The following is a 21,853-nucleotide window of genomic DNA, read 5'->3' as shown; positions in this document are numbered from 1 at the left end:
TGTGCCCATTATAGATGCAATTTGAAATCAATTCTAGAACATATCAAATCACCTAACGATCTAAAAACTTTATCAGTAAAGGATTTAGAGCAACTGGCTATTGAGTTACGTGAGTTCATTATTGATATTGTTTCTGTAAAAGAAGGGCATTTAGGCGCTAGTTTAGGTGTTGTAGAGTTGACCATTGCATTACATTATGTGTTCAACACACCTATAGATAAGCTAATATGGGATGTAGGGCACCAAGCATACGGTCATAAAATACTGACGGGCAGAAAAGATGTTTTTGATACCAACAGACAATTTGGTGGCATTAGTGGTTTTCCGAAAATGGAAGAAAGCGAGTATGATGCTTTTGGCACTGGGCATAGTTCTACCTCTATTTCAGCTTTGTTAGGCATGGCTTTGGCAGCACAATTACAAGGAAAATTAAGAAGACAACATATTGCAGTTATTGGCGATGCATCTATAGCAAGCGGTATGGCATTTGAAGGTTTAAACCATGCTGGTGTAACCAATGCGAATATTCTTGTCGTACTCAACGATAATGCTATGGGTATAGACCCAAGCGTTGGTGCATTAAAAAAATACCTGACTAATGTAAAAACTGGTACCGCAAAAGAAGAGAATATTTTCGAGTGCCTTAATTTTTATTACTCAGGTCCCATAGACGGTCATGACCTGCCTGCTTTGGTGAAAGAATTAGAACGATTAAAAAAGATAGAAGGCCCTAAATTATTACATGTAATCACCACAAAAGGTAAAGGCTTACAAAAGGCAGAAGAAAACCAGGTTACTTACCATGCCCCTGGTAAGTTTGATAAACAAACTGGTGAGCTACAAAAGAAAACCAATACCATTGAACCACCTAAGTTTCAAGATGTATTCGGGAAGACTTTAGTAGAACTTGCGCTAAAAAATAAAAAAATAGTAGGTATTACTCCTGCTATGCCAACAGGTAGTTCTTTAAAATTTATGATGGATGCATTACCTGAAAGAGCTTTCGATGTTGGTATTGCCGAACAGCATGCGGTAACCATGGCCGCAGGTATGGCAACAGATGGCTTAATAGTTTTCTGTAATATTTACTCCACTTTTTTACAACGTGCTTACGACCAGGTTATACACGATGTAGCTATACAGAATCTTCCCGTTATTTTTTGTTTGGATCGTGCAGGTTTGGTTGGCGAAGATGGCCCTACTCATCATGGTGTGTTCGATATTTCTTATTTGCGATGTATACCGAACCTGATTATCTGTTCCCCAATAAATGAAATTGAGCTCAGAAATATTATGTACACGGTTCAGTTAGGTTTAGACCATCCTATTGCTATAAGATATCCACGTGGACGTGGAAAAGAAGTCAATTGGCAAGTACCGATGAAAAAACTCAATATCGGAGAAGCACAACTTTTAAAAGAAGGAAGTAAAATTGCTATTCTAAGCACAGGCCCTATCGGTAATATGGTTTCTGAACTAATACATGAATTGGATAATACCCCTGCAATCGCGCATTATAATTTTCCATTTATAAAACCATTGGATACAGATTTATTGAAAAGAATACTGACGAAATTCGATCATATTATCACCTTAGAAGATGGTTCAGTAACTGGCGGTTTTGGAAGTGGTTTGTTAGAATTTGCAAATACTATTGGAATCCATAAAATAATTAAGATATTTGGCATTCCAGATGCCTTTATAACCCACGGTGCTACCGAAAAACTGTATATAAAAGCAGGGATAGATAAGATATCCGTTAAAAAATATGTACAACAATTTTTATGAATAAAATAGCTTCAAAATTCGTTAAGAGTATTTGTTCGTTACTCTTTTTGGTGACTTTAATAACCTACGGTCAAGATACCATACCTGCACCAATAATAGTAGATAGTGTTGCTATAGATACTATTGTAATACGCAGAACGGTAGATAAAATCTATTCTCCTAGAAAAGATGTAAATCTTCAAATACCTAACATAGACTTCAACAAAACTAAAACCTTGCAAAAGGGGTTTAATAGATTTAGAATACCATCGTTTTGGGAAAACGAAAATAGCTTCGGTATCAATATTAGTGAAGTTGCCTTTGTAAACTGGAATGCGGGTGGTGATAATGCTATAAGCGGATTAGGATTTTTAAAATTTGCACGAAAATATAAGTTCAGTAGTTTTCAATGGGAAAATAATCTTGAATTACGCTACGGATTAAATGCTCAAGAAGGTCAAAAACTTAGAAAAACGGAAGATGTTATACGTTTGAGTTCAAATTTGGGCTTTAAAAAAGACAACACCAGTCGCTGGTTCTATTCGGTTCAGCTAAACTTTAATACCCAGTTCTCTAATGGTTATAAATACCCAGATAGAGAGACACCTGTATCTCGTTTTATGGCACCTGGCTATCTACTTTTTGGTGCGGGTACCTCTTATATAACCAAAGATGAAAAGTTTAATCTTTACCTATCACCATTAACTCAAAAATCGACTTTCGTATTAGACCAAGATTTAGCTGACAATGGTAATTTTGGTGTACAAGAGGCCATTTTAGATGCAGATGGAAACATTATAACACCCGGAGAAAACCATTTGTTAGAAATTGGAATATTAATTACCAATAATTTCAATATTACCATTGCTGATAATATTGAATTAACCAACAGACTAAATCTCTACACCGATTATATAAAAAGCTTTGGTAATATTGATGTAGACTGGGAACTTACGCTAAACATGAAAGTAAACAAGTTCATTAGCACAAGCCTAGGCACACAAATGATTTATGACGATGATATTCTTTTCGATGTACTGAAAAATGATAACGGAACTACCATAAACCCTGGTGTACCTAAAATTCAATTTAAGCAAGTATTAGGTGTTGGTATCTTGTACGGATTCTAAAGTTGTTTTCCTTTAATTTTATTGTGAATATGTACTGCTGCGCTATCAGATAGACTTGCAACATAGCAGCAGGTATTTAAAACTATTTCGTAAAGCGATGTATTGGTTTGCTGATAAAAACCAGGCAAAGTTCTCAAAATCAACTTGTGATAGTTAGATGCATTGTTATTCATTTTACCAATTAAGGCAGCAATATATACATCTAGAATATCAGATATAATAGTATACCCGGCAATCTCTTTTTCTACCACTTCTTGCGACTGATAAATTTTTTGAACGCTTAGGCTAATGATATCTTCAATTTGGGCTTTGAATCCGCTTTTATCTAATAAAGAAACCTCAAAATTGCCATTTAAAATAAGCTCTTCATTCTCGATGAATATAGAAACGGCATCTTGTATGAGCGTGTTGATGGCTAAGGCACGAAGATAACTAAGTCTATCTTCCATATATTCCAAAGAATTATACTTTTTGGTATTTATGGTGTCCTTAACTAGTTTAATAAGGTATACTAAGGCATAATCTTCAGAAATGAGACCTAAGTTAATTCCGTCTTCAAAATCAATAATGGTATAGCAAATATCATCTGCAGCTTCTACCAAAAATGTCAGCGGATGCCTACCGTATGAAATGGTACCGTCGTTAGTTCTAGTCGGTAATCCTAAATCTTGAGCTACTTCATCAAAAATGTGTTTTTCACTTTGAAAGAATCCGAATTTTTTATCACAGATATGGTTACTAGGTTTTTTAGGCAATGATTCTTTCGGGTATTTCATAAAAGCACCCAATGTGGCATAGCTAAGACGGAGTCCGCCAAAGACACCTGCCCTATCTTGCGTCATTAATTTAAATCCGTTAGCATTACCCTCAAAATCGATAATATCTTGGTATTCAACTGCCGAAAGTTGATCTTTTAACTGTAGTCCGTTACCGGTTTTAAAATACTCACCAATTGCTTTCTCACCACTGTGCCCAAATGGTGGGTTACCTATATCGTGAGCCAATGCAGCAGCAGCAACGATACCTCCGAAATCATTGAATTGATATCCATGAACCTCTTTTAAGTAAGGGTGTTTTTCGATGATTTTCTTTCCTGCCAATCTACCTAAACTTCTACCAACAACAGACACCTCAAGACTATGCGTTAATCTGGTATGAACAAAATCGGTCTTTGACAACGGTATTACCTGGGTCTTATCTTGCAAACTTCTAAAGGCAGACGAAAATATGATACGGTCATAATCTACATCGAACCCTAAACGGGTCTCATCTTGTTCATTTCGTAACCGTTTATTTTTATCGCCTTGTCTGCGCAAAGAAAGTAATTGCTCCCAATTCATGTTAGTCCGTTTTTACAGCCTGCAAGATACAGCATTTGCCTATTTCATTACCTAAAGTCTCATTTCTGGTAAACTATTTTATCTCAGAACCTTAACCTTTAAAACATATATTCATAATCCTTAGGTAACCTTAACTTAACCTTTGGGCATTTTCTTTGTACCAGTATTTAAATTAGGTATGAAGAAAATATTTATTCTATTCGCTTTAATGATTTGCTCTGTGTCTTTCTCACAAGAAACCAGTGCTATTAAAGGTCAAATTTTAGATGGTGAATTTTTCAATGAACCATTATTAATGGCTTCTGTATCTATTGATAATGCAGATATTTCTACACAAACAAACTTTAGAGGTAATTTTGAGTTTACCGATATTACACCTGGTACGCATGATGTACTCGTGCAATTTGTAGGCTACGACCCAATACATATAGAAATAACGGTTAAAGAAGGCGAGCAAGCTGAAATTTTAGAAACCTTATATGCTAAAAGCCTACCAATGCCTTCTACATCTAAAGTAAGTTCAACAACAAAAGATGTTCTTAGTTCATTAGAATTAGCCTCAAACAAAACAAGGTAATCTTCAGAAATTTTGCTATCGAAGTGGTTTCATTTTTTTAATCACTTAAAAAAGCCCAATTGAATTGCGCTAAAAAATCTTTTTCGAAAAGAAATTAGTATTTTCATCAACTAATCTTGGTTTCTTTGTAACTATTAATCATCATTGCAAAATTTTCGATTTAACTTCATAACCTTATTTTAACGTTAATGATAATTTATAATATCATTTTTGTTCCTTATTTAAATTTTTGATGGGCGAGAACATTTATTTATTCATGATTATTGCATTAGCGGTTTTAGCCGTAACAGATTTAATCGTTGGTGTCAGTAATGATGCCGTAAACTTTTTAAATTCTGCAATAGGTTCAAAAGCGATTTCCTTTAAAACGATAATGCTTGTTGCCAGTGTAGGTATCGCATTTGGAGCCGTTTCTTCAAGCGGTATGATGGAGGTGGCCCGAAAAGGAATATTTAATCCGTCTGAATTTGTTTTCGCTGAGATTATGATTGTTTTCATGGCAGTTATGATAACCGACATTCTTTTGCTTGACTTTTTCAATACTTTAGGTATGCCAACCTCAACCACTGTTTCTATTGTTTTTGAATTATTAGGCGCTGCAGTTGCCATATCATTGGTTAAAATTTACGCAGGTGATGGTAATTTTACACACCTTTCAAATTATATCAATACCGATAAGGCTACTGAAATTATAATAGGTATACTCTTATCCGTCGTCATAGCATTTACTATAGGTGCTGTCGTCCAATTCTTTACGCGTATTCTATTATCGTTTAAGTTTGAAAATAAACCAAAATGGCTAGGGGCTATTTTTGGTGGTATGGCGATTACAGCTATTATTTATTTCATACTTATAAAAGGTTTAAAAGGCACTTCTATTATCAGTCCTGAATTATCAGTATTGATTGGCAATAATCCTGAAATATTCATATTAGGTAACTTTATAGTATGGTTTGCCTTATCATGGTTAGCAACGACTTTCTTGAAATGGAATATTTATACCATTATTATTATTTTAGGAACCTTCGCTTTGGCCATGGCCTTTGCCGGCAATGATCTGGTAAACTTTATTGGTGTACCGTTGGCAGCATACGAGTCATTTGTAAGTTGGTCGAACTCTGGTCAATTAGCCACCGAATATAACATGAAGGGTTTAGCAGTTGCCGTACAAACACCAACCTATCTATTATTAGCCTCGGGTATTGTTATGGTTGTTACCTTATGGTTTTCATCTAAAGCTAAAAATGTAGTAAAAACAAGTGTTGACCTTTCTAGACAAGATGAAGGCGATGAGCGTTTTGAGCCAAACTATTTATCGAGACAAATCGTAAAATTCTCTATAAAAGCATCTGAAAGTTTAAACGGATTAATACCTATATCATTACAAAACAGAATAGACACTCAATTCGTTAAACCCACGTCATACGCTCAAAAGGCAAAGGCAAAAGACCAACCAGCTTTCGACCTTATCAGAGCTTCGGTAAATTTAATGGTAGCCAGTGTATTGATATCTCTTGCAACCTCGTTAAAACTGCCATTATCGACCACATATGTAACGTTTATGGTTGCTATGGGAACATCGTTAGCAGATAGGGCTTGGGGATCAGAAAGTGCCGTATATAGAGTTGCAGGTGTACTTAATGTTATTGGCGGATGGTTCTTTACCGCTATCGTAGCATTCGTAGCGGCAGCTATAATCGCATACATTATTCACCTTGGTGGTATTTGGGCAATTGCTGCATTATTAATTTTTGCTTTCGTTCTTATAGGCAAAAACTACCTTTCGCATACCAAGAAATTAAAGGAAACCAAAGAAGAAGAAATATTAGAACGTGCAGAGAGTAGTTCTATTCAAGGTGTTATCGAAGAAAGTGCCAAGAACATTGCTAACGTTGTAAAAAGAGCAAGTAAAATCTATTCTAATTCTATTAACGGACTCGCAAAACAAGATCTTAACTCGCTTCATAAGAACAAGAAGCAAGGTGCTAAATTGGCAAATGAAATCGATGATCTTAGAAACCATACCTTTTACTTTATCAAGAATTTAGAAGAGGCACATATTGGCGCCAGTAATTTCTATATTAATGCAATGGGGCACTTAACCGACATTTCACAATCGTTGGAATATATTGGTAAAGTAAGCCACAAACATGTCAACAATAATCACAAGAAATTAAAGTATAACCAAATTAAAGAGCTTAAGCAGATAGACATAAAACTAGCTGAGATTTTAGATAATACGTACCACGCTTTCGAAGAAAGATCATTTGAAAAAATCGGTAATATTCTAAATAATAAGCAAGAATTATACGATTTAGTATCGCAAAAAATTAGTCTACAAGTAGAGCGCACAAGATCAGAAGAATCAAGTCCGAAAAACACGACATTATATTTTTCGATTTTACTTGAAACTAAAGATTTAATGACCGCAACCATGGATCTTTTAGAGCTTTATTACAAAGAACATGATGCTGATATTGCACCTGCAAAATTAGATTAAATGATTATCCAATTCAATTAAAAGCATACTCATGAAATATCTTTTGATAGCCGTTTATTTACTGACAGGGTTTTTCATAAATGCCCAAGAAATAACCGGTAGCGAATTATTAGAACGAGCAATAGCATTTCATGACCCGCAAAATAATTGGTCTACCTTCAAAGGCAAAATGCTTATTGAAATGGAAAATCCTAAGGGGAGTCCTCGTAGTACGGTGATTGAAATGAAATTACCGAACAACTATTTCAAGACTACTGTAAAAAAGGATAATTATACGATAGAGTCAGAGTTAGATAATGGCGAGTGTACCTTAAAATTAAATGGTAGTACTTCAATATTTCCTAAGATAAAAGACAGCATGAATATTAGTTGTGAGCGTGCTAAGATGATGAAGAACTACTACACGTATCTATATGGACTACCAATGAAGTTAAAAGATCAGGGTACGTTGATAGCTGATAAGGTGATTAAAAAGACATTTAAAGGAAAAGAATATTTAGTATTAAAGGCTACTTACGAGAAAGAAGTAGGTAATGATACTTGGTATTTCTATTTCGACCCTAAGACATACGCGATGGAAGTCTATCAGTTTTTTCATGACGAAAGTAAAAACGACGGGGAATATATTCTACTTTCTGAAATGATTACCGTAAACGGAATTAAAATACCTAAAGTACGAAAGTGGTATTATAACAAAGGTGATGTATTTCTTGCTACCGATGTTTTACGAAAAGCCAGCGTTTTAGATTAGCGATAAAAATTCATTTCATCCATATATTTCCACACTTCTGGCGGCAATAAAGGCTTGATATTTTTACCGTTTTTATGTTCTCTTCTAATAAAGGTTGATGATATTTCCATTACCGGAGCATCTACACGATGTATTTTACCATGGTCTTTAAACTGATGATCTGTAGTACCCTCAGATATTCTTGGATATACATATAAATGATGAAGGTCTAAGATGGCTTCATAGTTCTTCCATTTATGGAGTCCTTTTAAATTATCCTCCCCCATTATCAATGAGAAATCATATCCTTGTGGGTATTTCTCCCCTAAATGAACAAGCGTATTTATCGTGTAATTTGGTTGCGGAAGGTTAAACTCGATATTACTAGGCTTCAACTTCTGATAGTCTTTAGTAGCCTCGTATACCATCTCGAACCTTTGGTGATTGTCTAGAAGCGTTTTCTTGGTCTTAAACGGACTTTGTGGTGTTACTACAAACCAAACCTCATCTAAGTCTGAAAACTCTACCATATGGTTCGCTATAACCAAATGACCGATATGAATAGGGTTAAAGGTTCCAAAGTATAATCCTACCTTTTTCATATGCACTTATTTCTTATCCTCTGAAATGAAATCGGCAACCAAATCTACTGCTTCTTGTAAAGCAACATCTAGGTCATAATTCTTTATAATCTTATCGAATTGTGGTGCTGTTGCCAATTCTACCGATGCTTTGGCGATACGCATATTTATTTTTTCTTCGTTTTCGGTGCTTCGTTTTTTAAGCCTGATTTTAAGCTCGTCAACACTTGGTGGTTTTACAAAAACAGCTAAAGTCTGTTCTGGGAATTTCTTTTTTATTCTTAATCCGCCAACAACATCAATATCAAAAATTACGTTTTTGCCCTCTGCCCAAATACGCTCTACTTCACTTTTTAAGGTACCGTAAAAGTTATCTCTGTACACCTCTTCCCACTCTAAAAAATCATCATTCTTAATATGATTTTTAAACTCGGATACCGACATGAAATAATAGTGCTCTTTATTCTTTTCTTTACCTCTTCTAGGGCGCGAAGTTGCAGATACAGAAAAAGCTAAATTTAATTCTGGTTGTGCCAATAAATGGCGTACAATGGTTGTTTTTCCACTTCCTGAGGGTGCAGAAAAAATGATTAGTTTACCACCTTTCATCTATAGTACGTTTAACATTTGTTCTTTAATCTTTTCTAACTCATCTTTCATTTGCACTACAATTTGTTGCATTGGCGCAAAGTTTGCTTTAGAACCGATCGTATTGATTTCACGACCAATTTCTTGAGATATAAATCCTAATTTTTTACCATTACTATCGTCTGACATTAATGTTTTACTGAAATAATCTAAATGATTTGCCAAGCGCACTTTTTCTTCAGTAATGTCGTATTTCTCTAAATAGTAAATGAGCTCTTGCTCAAATCTATTAGCATCAACATCTGCCTTTAAATCTTGTACCGCTTTTTCTAAACGCTCACGAATAGTGGCTTGTCTACTAGGGTCAATAATTATTACCTCTTCTAGTAAATCATTTAAAGAAGTTATTCTGTCTAGAAAATCTTTCTCTAATACACTACCCTCTTCTGATCTAAACTCATTAATTTCAACTAAAGCACCTTGTAATGCTTCTTTAATAGCTTCATATTCCATTTCATCAATATCTTCCTTATCGGTCTTCATGGCATCAGGAAAACGCAACGCCATTTCTAATAACCGTAAATCATCACCATCAGCGATTTTTTTCAACTGATTCATGTATTGTTTAACGGCTACTTCATTCACTTGAGTAGAAGTAGTATCACCAGTAAGCTCTACATATAAGTTAAAATCTACTTTACCACGAAGCAATGAATTAGCGACCAACTTTCTTAGTTCTAATTCCTTTTCACGATAACTTGAAGGCATACGCGCATTTAAATCAATGCTCTTACTATTAAGCGATTTTATTTCTACCGTAATTTTTTTATTAGGTAATTGAACTACATGCTTTCCAAAGCCTGTCATTGATTGAATCATAAATACATTTTAGATTAAGGCAAAGGTAAGGTAAATGAAAATTTCAACGATAATCATCTCACCTTACGTAATTAATAAAGGAGTAAACAGAAAAATATCTTGTTTACTCCTTAAATTCTAACTGATAAAATATTAAAGTTCTCTAACCCAAATATTTCTAAAACTAACACGACTATCGTCGCCATGATCTTGTAACATCAGAGGTCCTTTACCATGAGCTGGATTTTTAGGCCAACCAATATAAGGCGTAGTTCCCTTAAGCTCTATATGGTCTTGAACCAAAATCCCGTTATGGATTACGGTAATATCTCCTGATTTTATCTTACCGCCATCAACATTAAATTCTGGTGCATGGTAAATAATATCATACGTATTCCATTCACCTGTTGGTACAGAAGCCATAGCTAAAGGCACATGTTGTTTGTAAATAGAACCTACCTGACCATTTACATAGGTTGGATTGTCGTTTTGATCTAGAATCTGCACTTCATAAATTCCATTTAGAAATACACCGCTATTTGCTCTATTCTGATTATCTCTTTGTACTGGTAATGGAGATTTCCATTCAATATGCAACTGAACGTCACCAAAATTCTGCTTGGTCTGTATATTGCCGGTTTTGTCATTTACTGTCATACTACCATCTTTGTTCAAATGCCATTTGGCAGCAGTACTGTCATTTGCACTGATCCAATTCTCTAAGCCTGCACCATTAAAAAGTACAATGGCATCGCTTGGTGCAGCACTAGAAGTAGCAGGTTTAACAACGGCAACTTTAGGCTCATAAAACTCAGTTTCTTCCGGCGTAGTAGGTTCTTCGCCCATGTATTCTTCGTAAACGATTACACTATCTTTTACTGCTTCAATATGACTATCAGCATCTACCGTTACTTTTTCTTGACAAGAAATTACTGATAATGATGCAGCTAAGATTAGTAATGAGTATCTATTTTTCATAGGTAAATGCTATTAAAATTGTTTGATTTTTATGTTTCTGAAAGCGACTATGTTACCGTGATCTTGTAATCCGATTTTACCGGTAGTATATTTTCCGAAGCCGTCCCAACCTGCAAATTTAGATTTTGCGACCATAGCATCCCACTGCTCATTTGCTACAGGGAATGTTACCATTACGGTACCGTTTAAGGTAACGCTTCCTATATGTTCATTGTGATCTACGGTAATAACCATTGTGTTCCATTCCCCAACCGGATTAGTAACATCTTTTGCCGGCGAAACCATATCATACAAAGCACCTGCTTGATGCGTTGTACCCGCTTTTGCATCTGGGTGTTTTTCATTATCTAAAATTTGAATTTCTGGACCTGTCTGGTATCCTGTCCCAAATTTTTCGTCTTCACTAACACCCCAAAAGACACCACTATTGCCCGCTTCGGATATTTTCCAATCTAAGCTTAATACAAAATTGGTATACGCTTTTCTTGTTACAAGGTCATGGTTTGTAGACTCCTCACCTTCAGCAGGTGGTGTGTACACCAAAGCGTCACCTTCAATCTTCCAAGCATCACTTACTCCGTCAGTTTTGAACTCTTTCCACTGATCTAATGATGAACCATCGAATAAGACTTCCCAATCATTTTCAACAATTGCTACTTCTTCAGCAACGGCGGTTTGAGTTGTTTCTTTTTTCTCTTGTTTACATGCAACGAATGCCAAAACACAAGCTACACTAGCTATAACTTTCTTCATTTGTGTTCTATTTTAAAGTCCTAACATTTTCTTCAACATTTCTTTATCGATTTCAGCGCCTGCAAAATCATCAAAAGTCTTTTCAGTCGCTTCGATAATATGGTCAGAAATGAATTTTGCTCCTTCACGAGCACCTTGCTCCGGACTCTTAATACAACATTCCCATTCCATAACCGCCCAAACATCACATCCGTATTGTGTCAATTTAGAAAATATGGTTTTGAAATCTATTTGACCATCACCCAAAGAACGGTATCTACCAGCTCTATTGCCCCAATCGTTATATCCACCAAAAGCACCTTTTTTCCCAGTAGGGTTAAACTCAGAATCCTTAACATGAAAAGATTTTATAAACTCATGATAATGATCGATGTATGTGATATAGTCTAATTGTTGCAACACAAAATGGCTAGGATCATAAAGAATATTCACTCTTTTATGATTACCAGTAGCTTCTAGAAAACGCTCAAAAGTATCGCCATCATGTAAATCTTCACCAGGGTGAATTTCATAACAAACATCTACACCTTCTTTATCAAAATGATTTAAAATCGGTGTCCATCTTTTAGCCAATTCTTCAAATCCCATTTCCACTAAACCTGCAGGTCTTTGTGGCCAAGGGTGCATGGTATGCCACAATAAGGATCCCGAAAAAGTGGCATGCGCATTTAAACCAAGTCTTCTACTAGCAGTCGCTGCTTTTTTAACGGTTTCCATTGCCCATTCTGTTCTTGCTTTTGGGTTTCCGTGCACATTTTTAGGAGCAAAAGAATCGAACATTAAGTCATATGCAGGGTTCACTGCAACTAATTGCCCTTGTAAGTGTGTAGAAAGTTCAGTTATTTCTAATCCGTAAGAGTTTACTTTGGCTTTAAGCTCGTCGCAATATGTCTGACTCTCAGCTGCTTTGTCCAAATCAATTAAAAAAGTTTCCCAAGTCGGAATTTGAATTCCTTTATATCCAAGATCAGCTGCCCATTTACACATTCCGTCTAAAGAATTAAATGGAGCTTTACTGTCTACAAACTGTGCCAAGAATACGGCTGGTCCTTTGATTGTTTTCATAAAAATATACTATCTGTTGTTGTTTGAATTTGTTGTTGTATTTGGGATGTCACCTCTCTCAAAAAATCTTATATTTAAGAATTGTATCAGGTTCTTCTCAATACTTTGGAGATTTGCTATAAATATAGGGATTACCATCAGAAAAAGATAAAATTTCAAGCATGAATCAAGATGAAATATTCGACGCAATTGTTGTCGGAACAGGAATAAGTGGTGGCTGGGCTGCTAAGGAATTAACAGAGAACGGCTTAAAAACACTTGTTTTGGAACGGGGCCCTATGGTAAAGCATGTGGTAGATTATCCTACGATGAACGATGACCCATGGGATTACCCTTTAAAAGGTAAATTATCTAAGGAAGATGAGAAAAAATATCATGTACAAAAACGCGTAAATTGGGCACCGACAGAAGACTCAAAGCACTTTTTTGTAAACGATCTTGACCACCCATATGTAGAAACAAAACGTTTTGACTGGATTCGCGGATATCAAGTTGGTGGTAGATCACTTACTTGGGGTCGTCAAAGCTATCGATGGAGCGATATTGATTTTGAAGCGAATAAAAATGACGGTATTGGTGTAGACTGGCCTGTTAGATATAAAGATATTTCGCCTTGGTACGATAAAGTCGAGGAATATATTGGGGTAAGTGGCGAAAAATTAGGTTTAGAAGTACTGCCCGATGGCATATTTCAACCCGCTATGAAATTGAATTGTGTTGAGGAGGATTTTAAAAAAACAACTGCCGATAAGTTTGATGATGGTAGATTGGTAACTATCGGTAGAACGGCACACATTACAGACCCTAATGCAACTTTTGAAGGTCGCGGTACATGCCAAAACAGAGACCGGTGCTGGCGTGGGTGCCCATTTGGTGGTTATTTTAGCAGTAACTCATCTACGTTACCGGCTGCTGAACGCACCGGAAACATGACTTTAAGACCAAATTCGATTGTACATGAAATCATCTATGATGATACCACAAAAAAAGCAACAGGGGTACGTATTATTGATGCTGAAACCAATGAGAAAATAGAATTTAAGGCAAAGGTGATTTTTCTTTGCGCATCCGCCATGGCATCAGTTGGTATTTTATTACAATCTAAATCTGAGCGTTTTCCTAACGGATTAGGTAATGATTCTGATGCTTTAGGAAGAGGTATAATGGACCACCATTACAAACTTGGAGCAACTGCAAAAGTTGATGGTTACTTAGATAAGTATTATAAAGGCAGACGCGCAAACGGATTCTACATACCTCGCTTTGTAAACCTCAACGAGAAAACAAAGAGAGAAGGGTATTTACGTGGCTTCGGTTATCAAGGTACAGCAAGTAGAGGAGACTGGTCTAAAGAAATTGGCGAATTAGGCTACGGAAAAGAGCTAAAAGAATCTGTACTAAAACCAGGAAGCTGGACGATAGGTGTTACAGGATTTGGCGAGTTCTTACCATATGACGATAATCGAGTTACCCTAAGCCCTACTGAAAAAGACAAATGGGGATTACCGCAATTGGCTTTTGATGTTGAGTTTAAAGAGAACGAGTATAAAATGCGCGAAGACATTAAAAAAGAAATAGTAACAATGTTCGAAGAAGCTGGTTTTAAAGATGTTTCTTCTTATGATGAACCTAGCGGACCAGGCTTAGGAATTCATGAAATGGGCGGTGCAAGAATGGGGCACAGTGCAAAGACTTCGATTATAAATAAAAATAATCAAGTACATTTGGTGCCGAATGTTTATGTGACCGATGGTGCGTTTATGTCATCATCTAGCTGTGTAAATCCGTCATTAACCTATATGGCTTTTACGGCAAGAGCAGCAAACCATGCAGCCGAACAATTAAAAGCAGGTAAATTCGCTTAACGTTAAAATTAATTACCGATTATAACGTTTATTAAATCCTATAGCTTAAAGAAAATAACAATTTATGGAAAATGCTTCAGCCAGAAATATGTGGGGTAGTTATTTAAAAAATCACCTCGAAGATGTCTTTCACGAGACACCTAAAACAATGTATTTTGGCGACAATGAACACGATGCCAACGAAAACGCCAGATTAATACAGAGCGGAGCTAGAAAGGCAATTTCACATTCTTTACTAGGTTTACAAAACCGTAATGAACCTTTACCCAAAATAGGAGATTATATTGTAGTTACGAATTGGAGTGGTGAAGCACAATGTATAGTAGCCACCACGGCCGTTTCTCTTAAACCGTATTTTAGTATTGATTCAACTTATGCTCAATTAGAAGCAAATGGAGACAAATCATTAGACAGTTGGAAAAAATATCATTGGGATTTTTTTACCAGGGAATTACAACAATTCAAAAGAGAGCCAAGAGAAAGTATGATCGTTGTATGCCAACATTTTAAAGTGGTAAATTCTTAAATATCGTTTAAATCTTATATAACAAGAAGAGCCGCAAATTGCGGCTCTTTTTTATACTCAATAATTACTTTAGTTTTCTAAAGCTACCCAAGTATTTCCGCTTTTATGAGAATCTACGGTTGCTTCAATAAAGTTCATTCCACGAACACCGTCTGTCATGGTTGGGAATTCGCCACTATTATATTCTTGTCCTCTAATTGCTTTCGCTACACCTTTATAGATGTTTGCCATAGAATCAAAAATACCCTCTGGGTGACCAGCTGGTAGTTTAGTGCCATCTAAAGACAGCGCAGAATTATAGGCATGACCTGGCTTATATATTTGTGTTGGCTCAGTATCGCTTAATTTATATAAGAAGTTAGGGCGCTCTTGCTCCCAACGAAAAGCACCTTTCTCGCCATAGATTGAAATTGCAAGTCCGTTTTCTTCACCAGTAGCTACTTGACTACCTCTAATAACACCTTTAACATGGTTTCCCATACGTATAAGAACGGTACCATCAACATCCATCTGGTTATCTTCATACAGATAGTTGAAGTCGCATAGTAGTTCGTTGATTTTAAGCCCAGTAGTATATTCGACAAGGTTGAAAGCATGAACACCGATATCGCCCATACAAGAGCTAATACCTGCTTTCTTTGGGTCTAATCTCCAAACAGAAGATCTTTTCTCTTTGTCGTGAATAATAGTATTGATCCAACCTTGGTAATACACGGCATCAACCTTATGTATTTTACCTAAAGCACCAGCCTTGATCATTTCGCGCATTTGGCGTACCATTGGGTAACCTGTATACGTATGCGTTAAAGCGAAAACCGTACCCGCTTTCTCATGAGATTTCTGCAAGTCTTTTGCTTCATCTAACGTAGTGGTCATCGGCTTTTCACAAATGACGTGAAACCCATTATCTAACAACTTCTTAGCCATTGGGTAGTGCAAAAAGTTAGGGGTAAGAATAGAACATACTTGAATACGCTCATCTTCTGGCAATTTTAATTCCTCTTCAATTAAGGTATCAAAATCTTTATAGATTCGGTTTAAAGGCACATCAATTTCTTTTGCAAATTCAATGCTGGCATCAAAATCAGGATTAAAAACAGCACCTGTTATTTCATAATTATCATTGATGAATGATGCTACTCTGTGCAAAACTCCTATTAATGAGTCTCCTCCTCCACCTAATATTCCTAATCGTATTTTCTTTGGCATTTTTGTTGTTTTTGTTGTTGTTTTTATTGAAAATGGTATTGTTTAAAATCTCTTCAGATGAACATTATTGTTCTAATTAGAAAACTGCTTACCGAATTGAGGCATTAAAAATAAAAATACCACTAGGTAAGTAACAATTTTCAGGCGTTTAAATTAAAGAATTAATCTAAGACTGATATTCTATTTTCTCGGTTTTAAAGAAAATGGCGAACAAAATAAATACAGCCAACGCAAAACCAGCCGGATACATCCAAATCGTTTTCCACAAGTGTTTACCGTCTTGTAAAAGATATGCGGTAGATATTTTACCTGCGACCCAAAAACCTATTAACATACCCACACCATAGGTTGCCAATGTTATAAGACCTTGTGCTGAGCTCTTGAACTTTTCACCTGCTTTGCTATCGGTATAGATTTGCCCTGATACAAAGAAAAAATCATAACATATACCATGCAGTGCAATACCTACTATCAACATGAAACCAAGTTCTTCAACATCACCAAAAGCAAATAGTAAATACCTAACTACCCAAGCTGCCATGGCCACAAGAATAGTTTTTTTAAAGCCGAATTTGGTAAAGAAATAAGGTAGTAATAACATAAAGGCAATTTCAGAAATTTGACCTAACGTCATTTTTCCTGTAGGGTTATCCATCCCAATTTCAACAAGAAACGGATTCGCATTCTGATAGTAAAATGCCAACGGAATACATATTAATACTGACGAGATAAAGAATATTAAAAAATTCTTATCCTTAAATAAACTCAAAGAATCTAAGCCTAAAATATCTTTTAATCCTAGTTTTTCTGAACTAGCTGCTTTAGGCGGTGTTTTAGGTAATGTAAAACTGAACACTCCTAAAACTAATGATGCAATTGCAGTCATTAAAAAAGTATTTTTTAATAAACCCTGCCCAATATTTTCACCTTGATCCCAACTAAAAACGTAACTGATTGAGAGTCCGGCAGTAATCCAACCTGCAGTTCCGAACACTCTAACCATAGAAAACTCCTTTGCTGGATTTTTCATTTGATTAAAAGAAACCGAATTTACCAATGCCAAAGTGGGCATGTATAAAATCATATATACCAGAACCAGCATATAGAAATCATCGAAAGCAGAACTTTGGTACATAAAATACATAAGAACTGCGCCTAGAAGATGTAAAATTCCTAAGATTTTCTCAGCATTAAAATATCTGTCGGCTATTATACCAATAACAAAGGGAGCAATAATAGCTCCCCATGATTGTGTTGAAAATGCCAAGGCTATTTCACCGTCTGTTGCTTTTAAATTGTTTCCTAAAAATGTACCTAGGGTTACAAACCATGCACCCCAGATAAAAAATTCTAGAAACATCATGAAGCAAAGCTGTGCTCTGACTTTATTTTTCATCTATCTTTTGTAATACACATAATCTGAACTCATCGGAATTTCATCATTATTTCTAAAATCTACGGCAATTTGCCCTCTATGATTAGTAGAATGGTTGATGATATGAAAAAGAATATCTTGCAAGGTATTGGCAAACAATCGCCCTTCGCTATTCTCATAGTCAATACGCTTATCAAAACTATCGGCATTAGAAACTATCTCAAATGAACTACGCTGATTTTCATAATGAATATCTGCCCAATTTTTTACATCATGTTCTTGCCAAACTTCGTATTCACTAGGTTTATTTAAAACCCTCGCGTTCCAAAGATGATGCGCATTCAAGACATGGCTAAATAAACGCATGGTTTCTGGCGGAACCGTATTTAGCGCTAAACACTGCTCTATTAGCTTCTTATTACAGTGAAAATTATAATCGAATATTTCATTAAAAAAAGTCTCCATAAATCACACTCTTGATTATTCTATTTCTTTTGCTGCTTTCAACAAAAGATCTCTAGTAGCAATAATACCTGCTTCTTCACTGATTTCAGAACCTTCGAATTCTACACCTATAAAACCGGTATAACCTGCTTCTTTTACAATTTTTAACATCTGAACATAATCGATACCAGTATCATTCCCGTCAGCATCGAAATTGTTAGATTTTGCACTAACGGCCTTAGCATATGGCATTAATTCTTTAACACCTTTATACTTATCATACTCTTTTAAACAGTCCCGACTTTCTGGTTTACGTTCCATACAGAAATTTCCAAAATCAGGTAAGCTTCCACAGTTATCCATATTAACGGTTTTCATCACCTGAGCATGTAGTTCACCGTTAGATGATAATCCGCCATGGTTTTCTACCAAAATATTAATATTTTTGGTTTTTGCATAAGTCGCTAAATTTGTAAGTCCGTCGACAGAATTTTTTATCCATTCTTCTGGCACATTACTACCATTAAGGTTAACTCGAATAGCATGGCAACCCATCGCTGCTGCTGCATCTACCCATTTTTTATGCTTTTCTACTGTCTCGTTTCTTTCAGCCTCGTCATTAACCGCTAAATTTCCTTGACCATCTATCATGATCAACACATTCTTCATTCCGTATTTTTCAGCCTCTGCATTAGATTTTGCCACAAAATTTGCCATTGCTTCCTCAGAATAACCAGCATCTGCCAATTCTGGATTATAGAGTTGACTAACATATTCTAGACCTGTAAACCCCCAGTTTTTTGCTTTCTCGGCAAAAGAATAGGGATCAACCCCGTCTTCATTGATCATTTTATGCATAGACCATTGTGCCAATGATAATTCGAAAAAAGGTTCTTCAGTACTGTTATTTGCAACGACTTCAGAATTTTCTACTTTTTCTTTCTTTGTTTCCTTACAACCGTAAGTTCCTAGTAACGAAATTCCAATGGCCACAGTAGAGGCCAAACGGATAAATTTTTTTCTTTTCATTTTTGGTAGTTTGTTGTTGTTTGAAATATAACGCTATTTGCTAGCGTTAAAATTATGAATAGGTACATTAATCTAACTAGATACCTGTTTTAGAGAATTTCGCAAGAAGAATGGACATTAAATGTATAGAATTAATTTTATATTTAATAAATTTAGAGAATAAACAACTTTTATGAGCAAATTTTATTATAACGAAGAACAAGAGTCGTATGACGCAATTGTCGTAGGAACAGGAATAAGTGGTGGTTGGGCCGCAAAAGAACTATGCGAGGCAGGTCTTAAAACACTGGTTTTAGAACGTGGTCGAATGGTAAAGCATATAGAAGATTACGAAACGGCAAATAAAGATCCTTGGGATTTTCCTAATGCAGGTGAACCGACCAAAGAAATCATAGAACAACAACCAAAGCAAAATAGAACAGGTTATACTACAAACCAAGCAAGTAATATGTGGTTTGTTAATGATTTAAAGCACCCATACAACGAAACAAAAAGATTCGATTGGATGCGAGGGTATCACTTAGGTGGTCGTTCGCTGCAATGGGGTCGTCAAAGCTACCGTTTAGGTGACTTAGATTTTGAAGCTAACAAAAAAGAGAACATTGCCGTAGATTGGCCAGTTCGTTATAAAGACATCGCACCTTGGTACGATAAAGTGGAAACTTTTATTGGAGTAAGTGGTGAAAACTTAGGTTTAGATCAATTGCCAGATGGTCAATTTTTACCAATGATGGATCTAAATTGTGTAGAACAAGTTTTTAGAGAAAAAGTAGCCGAGAATTTTGATGGTCGTGTAGTTACCGCAGGTAGAGTAGCACACCTAACCGGAACAAAACAATTTGACGGTAGAAGTAAATGTCAATTTAGAAACAGATGTATAAGAGGGTGTCCTTTTGGAGCTTACTTCAGTAGTTTGTCATCTACATTACCAGCAGCAGAAGCTACAGGTAATATGACCCTTAGACCAGATTCGATTGTACATGAGGTAATGTATGACCCAAAGACAAAGAAAGCTACAGGTGTAAAAGTGATCGATGCGAATACTAAAGAAACTTTTGAATTTAAGGCGAAGGTTATTTTCTTATGTGCTTCTGCAATTGCATCTACTTCAATTTTAATGCAATCGAAATCAGAAACTTTCCCTAACGGTATGGGTAATGAATCTGACCAACTAGGCCGTAACATAATGGACCACCAACTTCAAGTAGGAGCTTCTGGTAAATTTGACGGATTCGATGATAAATATTATAAAGGAAGAAAGCCTAATGGAATCTATATTCCTAGATTTAGAAACTTAGGTGGAGATACTGATAGAGAATATAAGAGAGGATTCGGATACCAAGGTGGTGCCTCTAGAGGTAACTGGGAAGATTCTATCGCAGAACTTTCTCATGGTAAGGAATTAAAGGAAACAATTTTAAAACCAGGCGGATGGACGTTCGGTATGATGGGCTTCGGTGAAGTATTACCATACGAAAACAACAGATTTACCTTAGACTACGACAAATTAGATAATTGGGGTCTGCCAACCGTTACTTTCGATGCTGAGCTACAAGAGAACGAACTTAAAATGCGTAAAGATATTTTAGAATCGGCTGTTGATATGCTTGAAAAAGCTGGATTAAAAGAAGTAAAAGGGTACGATAACGAAAGTGCCTTAGGTTTAGGAATTCACGAAATGGGTACTGCCCGTATGGGGAGAGACAGAAAAACATCTGTTTTAAACGGGAATAACCAATTGCACGATGTACGAAATGTTTATGTAACAGATGGATCGTTTATGACCTCTGCTAGTTGTGTAAACCCATCACTAACATATATGGCCTTTACGGCCAGAGCTGCAAATCACGCAGTTAATGAACTTAAAAAAGGAAACATATAATGGATAGAAGACGCGTATTAAAAAATATGGGTATGTCACTTGGATATATGGTGGCAACCCCAACTTTGTTATCAATAGTACAAAGTTGTAAAAGTGAGCCAGCAATTACCTGGACACCTGAATTTTTAAGTCAAAACGAAGGGTCGGTACTTTCTAAATTGGTAGATATTATTTTGCCGAAAACTGATACACCTTCTGCCATAGAAGTACAAGTTGACATATTTATTGACAAATTTGCCAAAGACGTAATGGAAACGGAACAACAAGATTTCCTTAAAATGTCTATGAATAAATTTATAAATAAAGCCTTGGCAGATTCTGGTAAAGAAAAAGCTGAAGATTTAACTGTTGAAGATTTAGAACCAGTTTTAGCAAGTTCTTTAAAATATACCAAAGATCAACAAACAGAAATGTCTAAATCTATAAATAGCTACACAGAAGCTATTGCTGAAGGGGAAACTGCAGAGTTAGATGACGAGGTCTCTAGATTTGCTTTTGCGAACAATTTAAGAGGTATGACTATTTGGGGCTATAAAGCTTCTGAATATGTTGGTGAAGAAGTTTTAGCTTACTTACCTGTACCTGGCGAATATGTGCCATGTGGAGATCTACAAGAGCTTACAGGTGGCAAGGCATGGTCCTTATAACCTAATAAC

General features: G+C 35.9%; 20 protein-coding genes. 9 read left to right on the top strand and 11 right to left on the bottom strand.

All coding sequences use genetic code 11. The annotated features are described in order from the left end of the window. The first annotated feature begins 21 nt into the window (after nucleotides 1–21). Together ACPF9A_RS11035 and ACPF9A_RS11030 are read left to right on the top strand one after the other, a co-directional pair. The gene (locus ACPF9A_RS11035) at nucleotides 22–1,788 is read left to right on the top strand and encodes a 1-deoxy-D-xylulose-5-phosphate synthase (protein ID WP_423996846.1); all 1,767 of its coding nucleotides are present in this window, start codon (nucleotides 22–24) and stop codon (nucleotides 1,786–1,788) included. Continuing rightward, nucleotides 1,785–2,897: a DUF3078 domain-containing protein gene (locus ACPF9A_RS11030; protein WP_423996844.1), complete on the top strand. Its 1,113-nt coding sequence runs from the start codon at nucleotides 1,785–1,787 to the stop codon at nucleotides 2,895–2,897. The genes ACPF9A_RS11035 and ACPF9A_RS11030 overlap by 4 nt, the downstream gene beginning before the upstream one ends. Here the strand turns inward: ACPF9A_RS11030 and dgt are convergent. Further along, nucleotides 2,894–4,237 carry a dGTP triphosphohydrolase gene (dgt, locus tag ACPF9A_RS11025; RefSeq protein WP_423996842.1) on the bottom strand — a complete coding sequence of 448 codons (1,344 nt, stop codon included), beginning with the start codon at nucleotides 4,235–4,237 and terminating at the stop codon, nucleotides 2,894–2,896. The two genes, ACPF9A_RS11030 and dgt, sit on opposite strands and share 4 nt — an antisense overlap. Before the next feature lie 178 nt (nucleotides 4,238–4,415). Between dgt and ACPF9A_RS11020 the strand changes: the two genes are divergently transcribed. The 3 genes from ACPF9A_RS11020 (at nucleotide 4,416) to ACPF9A_RS11010 (ending at nucleotide 8,065) form a co-directional block, all read left to right on the top strand. Beyond that, nucleotides 4,416–4,814: a carboxypeptidase-like regulatory domain-containing protein gene (locus ACPF9A_RS11020; protein WP_423996840.1), complete on the top strand. Its 399-nt coding sequence runs from the start codon at nucleotides 4,416–4,418 to the stop codon at nucleotides 4,812–4,814. Between the two features lie 232 nt (nucleotides 4,815–5,046). Further along, complete coding sequence (locus tag ACPF9A_RS11015; RefSeq protein WP_423996838.1) at nucleotides 5,047–7,314, top strand: anion permease; 2,268 nt, start codon at nucleotides 5,047–5,049, stop codon at nucleotides 7,312–7,314. A gap of 31 nt (nucleotides 7,315–7,345) precedes the next feature. Further along, a complete protein-coding gene (locus ACPF9A_RS11010) occupies nucleotides 7,346–8,065 on the top strand; it encodes a DUF6503 family protein (protein ID WP_423996836.1) in 720 nt (239 codons plus the stop codon). On the opposite strand, the gene nadD is transcribed toward ACPF9A_RS11010, so the two are convergent. The 6 genes from nadD to ACPF9A_RS10980 form a co-directional block, all read right to left on the bottom strand. Continuing rightward, entirely contained in the window at nucleotides 8,062–8,646 is a 585-nt protein-coding gene (gene nadD, locus ACPF9A_RS11005) for a nicotinate (nicotinamide) nucleotide adenylyltransferase (RefSeq protein ID WP_423996834.1), read from the bottom strand. The two genes, ACPF9A_RS11010 and nadD, sit on opposite strands and share 4 nt — an antisense overlap. 6 nt (nucleotides 8,647–8,652) lie before the next feature. Continuing rightward, a complete protein-coding gene (gmk, locus tag ACPF9A_RS11000; RefSeq protein WP_423996832.1) occupies nucleotides 8,653–9,234 on the bottom strand; it encodes a guanylate kinase in 582 nt (193 codons plus the stop codon). Further along, the gene (locus ACPF9A_RS10995; protein ID WP_423996830.1) at nucleotides 9,235–10,092 is read right to left on the bottom strand and encodes a YicC/YloC family endoribonuclease; all 858 of its coding nucleotides are present in this window, start codon (nucleotides 10,090–10,092) and stop codon (nucleotides 9,235–9,237) included. It lies immediately after the preceding gene. Between the two features lie 132 nt (nucleotides 10,093–10,224). Next, nucleotides 10,225–11,049 (bottom strand): 3-keto-disaccharide hydrolase, encoded by an 825-nt coding sequence (locus ACPF9A_RS10990; protein WP_423996828.1) that lies wholly within the window; start codon nucleotides 11,047–11,049, stop codon nucleotides 10,225–10,227. 12 nt (nucleotides 11,050–11,061) lie between these two features. Next, entirely contained in the window at nucleotides 11,062–11,802 is a 741-nt protein-coding gene (locus ACPF9A_RS10985; protein ID WP_423996826.1) for a 3-keto-disaccharide hydrolase, read from the bottom strand. A 12-nt stretch (nucleotides 11,803–11,814) separates the two neighbouring features. Continuing rightward, nucleotides 11,815–12,867, bottom strand: a complete 1,053-nt coding sequence (locus ACPF9A_RS10980) for a sugar phosphate isomerase/epimerase family protein (RefSeq protein ID WP_423996824.1) — start codon at nucleotides 12,865–12,867, stop codon at nucleotides 11,815–11,817. 161 nt (nucleotides 12,868–13,028) lie between these two features. On the opposite strand from ACPF9A_RS10980, the gene ACPF9A_RS10975 reads away from it, so the two are divergent. Next, on the top strand, nucleotides 13,029–14,732 hold the full coding sequence (locus tag ACPF9A_RS10975) for a GMC oxidoreductase (RefSeq protein ID WP_423996822.1): 1,704 nt from the start codon (nucleotides 13,029–13,031) through the stop codon (nucleotides 14,730–14,732). Between the two features lie 64 nt (nucleotides 14,733–14,796). Beyond that, nucleotides 14,797–15,258, top strand: coding sequence for an ASCH domain-containing protein (locus tag ACPF9A_RS10970; RefSeq protein WP_423996820.1), 462 nt, complete (start codon nucleotides 14,797–14,799; stop codon nucleotides 15,256–15,258). Nucleotides 15,259–15,327: 69 nt separating this feature from the next. On the opposite strand, the gene ACPF9A_RS10965 is transcribed toward ACPF9A_RS10970, so the two are convergent. The 4 genes from ACPF9A_RS10965 to ACPF9A_RS10950 form a co-directional block, all read right to left on the bottom strand. Further along, the gene (locus tag ACPF9A_RS10965; protein WP_424004386.1) at nucleotides 15,328–16,467 is read right to left on the bottom strand and encodes a Gfo/Idh/MocA family protein; all 1,140 of its coding nucleotides are present in this window, start codon (nucleotides 16,465–16,467) and stop codon (nucleotides 15,328–15,330) included. A gap of 166 nt (nucleotides 16,468–16,633) precedes the next feature. Further along, entirely contained in the window at nucleotides 16,634–17,863 is a 1,230-nt protein-coding gene (locus tag ACPF9A_RS10960; RefSeq protein WP_424004384.1) for a nucleoside permease, read from the bottom strand. Continuing rightward, a complete protein-coding gene (locus ACPF9A_RS10955) occupies nucleotides 17,864–18,307 on the bottom strand; it encodes a DinB family protein (RefSeq protein ID WP_424004382.1) in 444 nt (147 codons plus the stop codon). It lies immediately after the preceding gene. A gap of 15 nt (nucleotides 18,308–18,322) precedes the next feature. Further along, on the bottom strand, nucleotides 18,323–19,315 hold the full coding sequence (locus tag ACPF9A_RS10950; protein ID WP_424004380.1) for a sugar phosphate isomerase/epimerase family protein: 993 nt from the start codon (nucleotides 19,313–19,315) through the stop codon (nucleotides 18,323–18,325). Between the two features lie 172 nt (nucleotides 19,316–19,487). On the opposite strand from ACPF9A_RS10950, the gene ACPF9A_RS10945 reads away from it, so the two are divergent. Together ACPF9A_RS10945 and ACPF9A_RS10940 are read left to right on the top strand one after the other, a co-directional pair. Further along, the gene (locus ACPF9A_RS10945) at nucleotides 19,488–21,197 is read left to right on the top strand and encodes a GMC oxidoreductase (RefSeq protein WP_424004378.1); all 1,710 of its coding nucleotides are present in this window, start codon (nucleotides 19,488–19,490) and stop codon (nucleotides 21,195–21,197) included. Next, on the top strand, nucleotides 21,197–21,844 hold the full coding sequence (locus ACPF9A_RS10940) for a gluconate 2-dehydrogenase subunit 3 family protein (protein ID WP_424004376.1): 648 nt from the start codon (nucleotides 21,197–21,199) through the stop codon (nucleotides 21,842–21,844). The genes ACPF9A_RS10945 and ACPF9A_RS10940 overlap by 1 nt, the downstream gene beginning before the upstream one ends. Nucleotides 21,845–21,853 lie beyond the last annotated feature (9 nt).

It is taken from the genome of Maribacter sp. IgM3_T14_3, from assembly GCF_049603095.1.
GTDB lineage: Bacteria > Bacteroidota > Bacteroidia > Flavobacteriales > Flavobacteriaceae > Maribacter.
Note: the sequence above shows the minus strand (reverse complement) of the source record. Positions and strands in the feature narration are given on the sequence as shown.

What these genes read in the sequence shown, in the direction of transcription:
- ACPF9A_RS10990 (WP_423996828.1), bottom strand. Translation starts at nt 11,049, where the DNA reads ATGAAAAATAGATACTCATTACTAATCTTAGCTGCATCATTATCAGTA.
- ACPF9A_RS10965 (WP_424004386.1), bottom strand. Translation starts at nt 16,467, where the DNA reads ATGCCAAAGAAAATACGATTAGGAATATTAGGTGGAGGAGGAGACTCA.
- ACPF9A_RS10940 (WP_424004376.1), top strand. Translation starts at nt 21,197, where the DNA reads ATGGATAGAAGACGCGTATTAAAAAATATGGGTATGTCACTTGGATAT.
- ACPF9A_RS11010 (WP_423996836.1), top strand. Translation starts at nt 7,346, where the DNA reads ATGAAATATCTTTTGATAGCCGTTTATTTACTGACAGGGTTTTTCATA.
- ACPF9A_RS10960 (WP_424004384.1), bottom strand. Translation starts at nt 17,863, where the DNA reads ATGAAAAATAAAGTCAGAGCACAGCTTTGCTTCATGATGTTTCTAGAA.
- ACPF9A_RS10975 (WP_423996822.1), top strand. Translation starts at nt 13,029, where the DNA reads ATGAATCAAGATGAAATATTCGACGCAATTGTTGTCGGAACAGGAATA.
- dgt (WP_423996842.1), bottom strand. Translation starts at nt 4,237, where the DNA reads ATGAATTGGGAGCAATTACTTTCTTTGCGCAGACAAGGCGATAAAAAT.
- ACPF9A_RS10995 (WP_423996830.1), bottom strand. Translation starts at nt 10,092, where the DNA reads ATGATTCAATCAATGACAGGCTTTGGAAAGCATGTAGTTCAATTACCT.
- gmk (WP_423996832.1), bottom strand. Translation starts at nt 9,234, where the DNA reads ATGAAAGGTGGTAAACTAATCATTTTTTCTGCACCCTCAGGAAGTGGA.
- nadD (WP_423996834.1), bottom strand. Translation starts at nt 8,646, where the DNA reads ATGAAAAAGGTAGGATTATACTTTGGAACCTTTAACCCTATTCATATC.
- ACPF9A_RS10980 (WP_423996824.1), bottom strand. Translation starts at nt 12,867, where the DNA reads ATGAAAACAATCAAAGGACCAGCCGTATTCTTGGCACAGTTTGTAGAC.
- ACPF9A_RS10950 (WP_424004380.1), bottom strand. Translation starts at nt 19,315, where the DNA reads ATGAAAAGAAAAAAATTTATCCGTTTGGCCTCTACTGTGGCCATTGGA.
- ACPF9A_RS10955 (WP_424004382.1), bottom strand. Translation starts at nt 18,307, where the DNA reads ATGGAGACTTTTTTTAATGAAATATTCGATTATAATTTTCACTGTAAT.
- ACPF9A_RS10985 (WP_423996826.1), bottom strand. Translation starts at nt 11,802, where the DNA reads ATGAAGAAAGTTATAGCTAGTGTAGCTTGTGTTTTGGCATTCGTTGCA.
- ACPF9A_RS11030 (WP_423996844.1), top strand. Translation starts at nt 1,785, where the DNA reads ATGAATAAAATAGCTTCAAAATTCGTTAAGAGTATTTGTTCGTTACTC.
- ACPF9A_RS11020 (WP_423996840.1), top strand. Translation starts at nt 4,416, where the DNA reads ATGAAGAAAATATTTATTCTATTCGCTTTAATGATTTGCTCTGTGTCT.
- ACPF9A_RS10970 (WP_423996820.1), top strand. Translation starts at nt 14,797, where the DNA reads ATGGAAAATGCTTCAGCCAGAAATATGTGGGGTAGTTATTTAAAAAAT.
- ACPF9A_RS10945 (WP_424004378.1), top strand. Translation starts at nt 19,488, where the DNA reads ATGAGCAAATTTTATTATAACGAAGAACAAGAGTCGTATGACGCAATT.
- ACPF9A_RS11015 (WP_423996838.1), top strand. Translation starts at nt 5,047, where the DNA reads ATGGGCGAGAACATTTATTTATTCATGATTATTGCATTAGCGGTTTTA.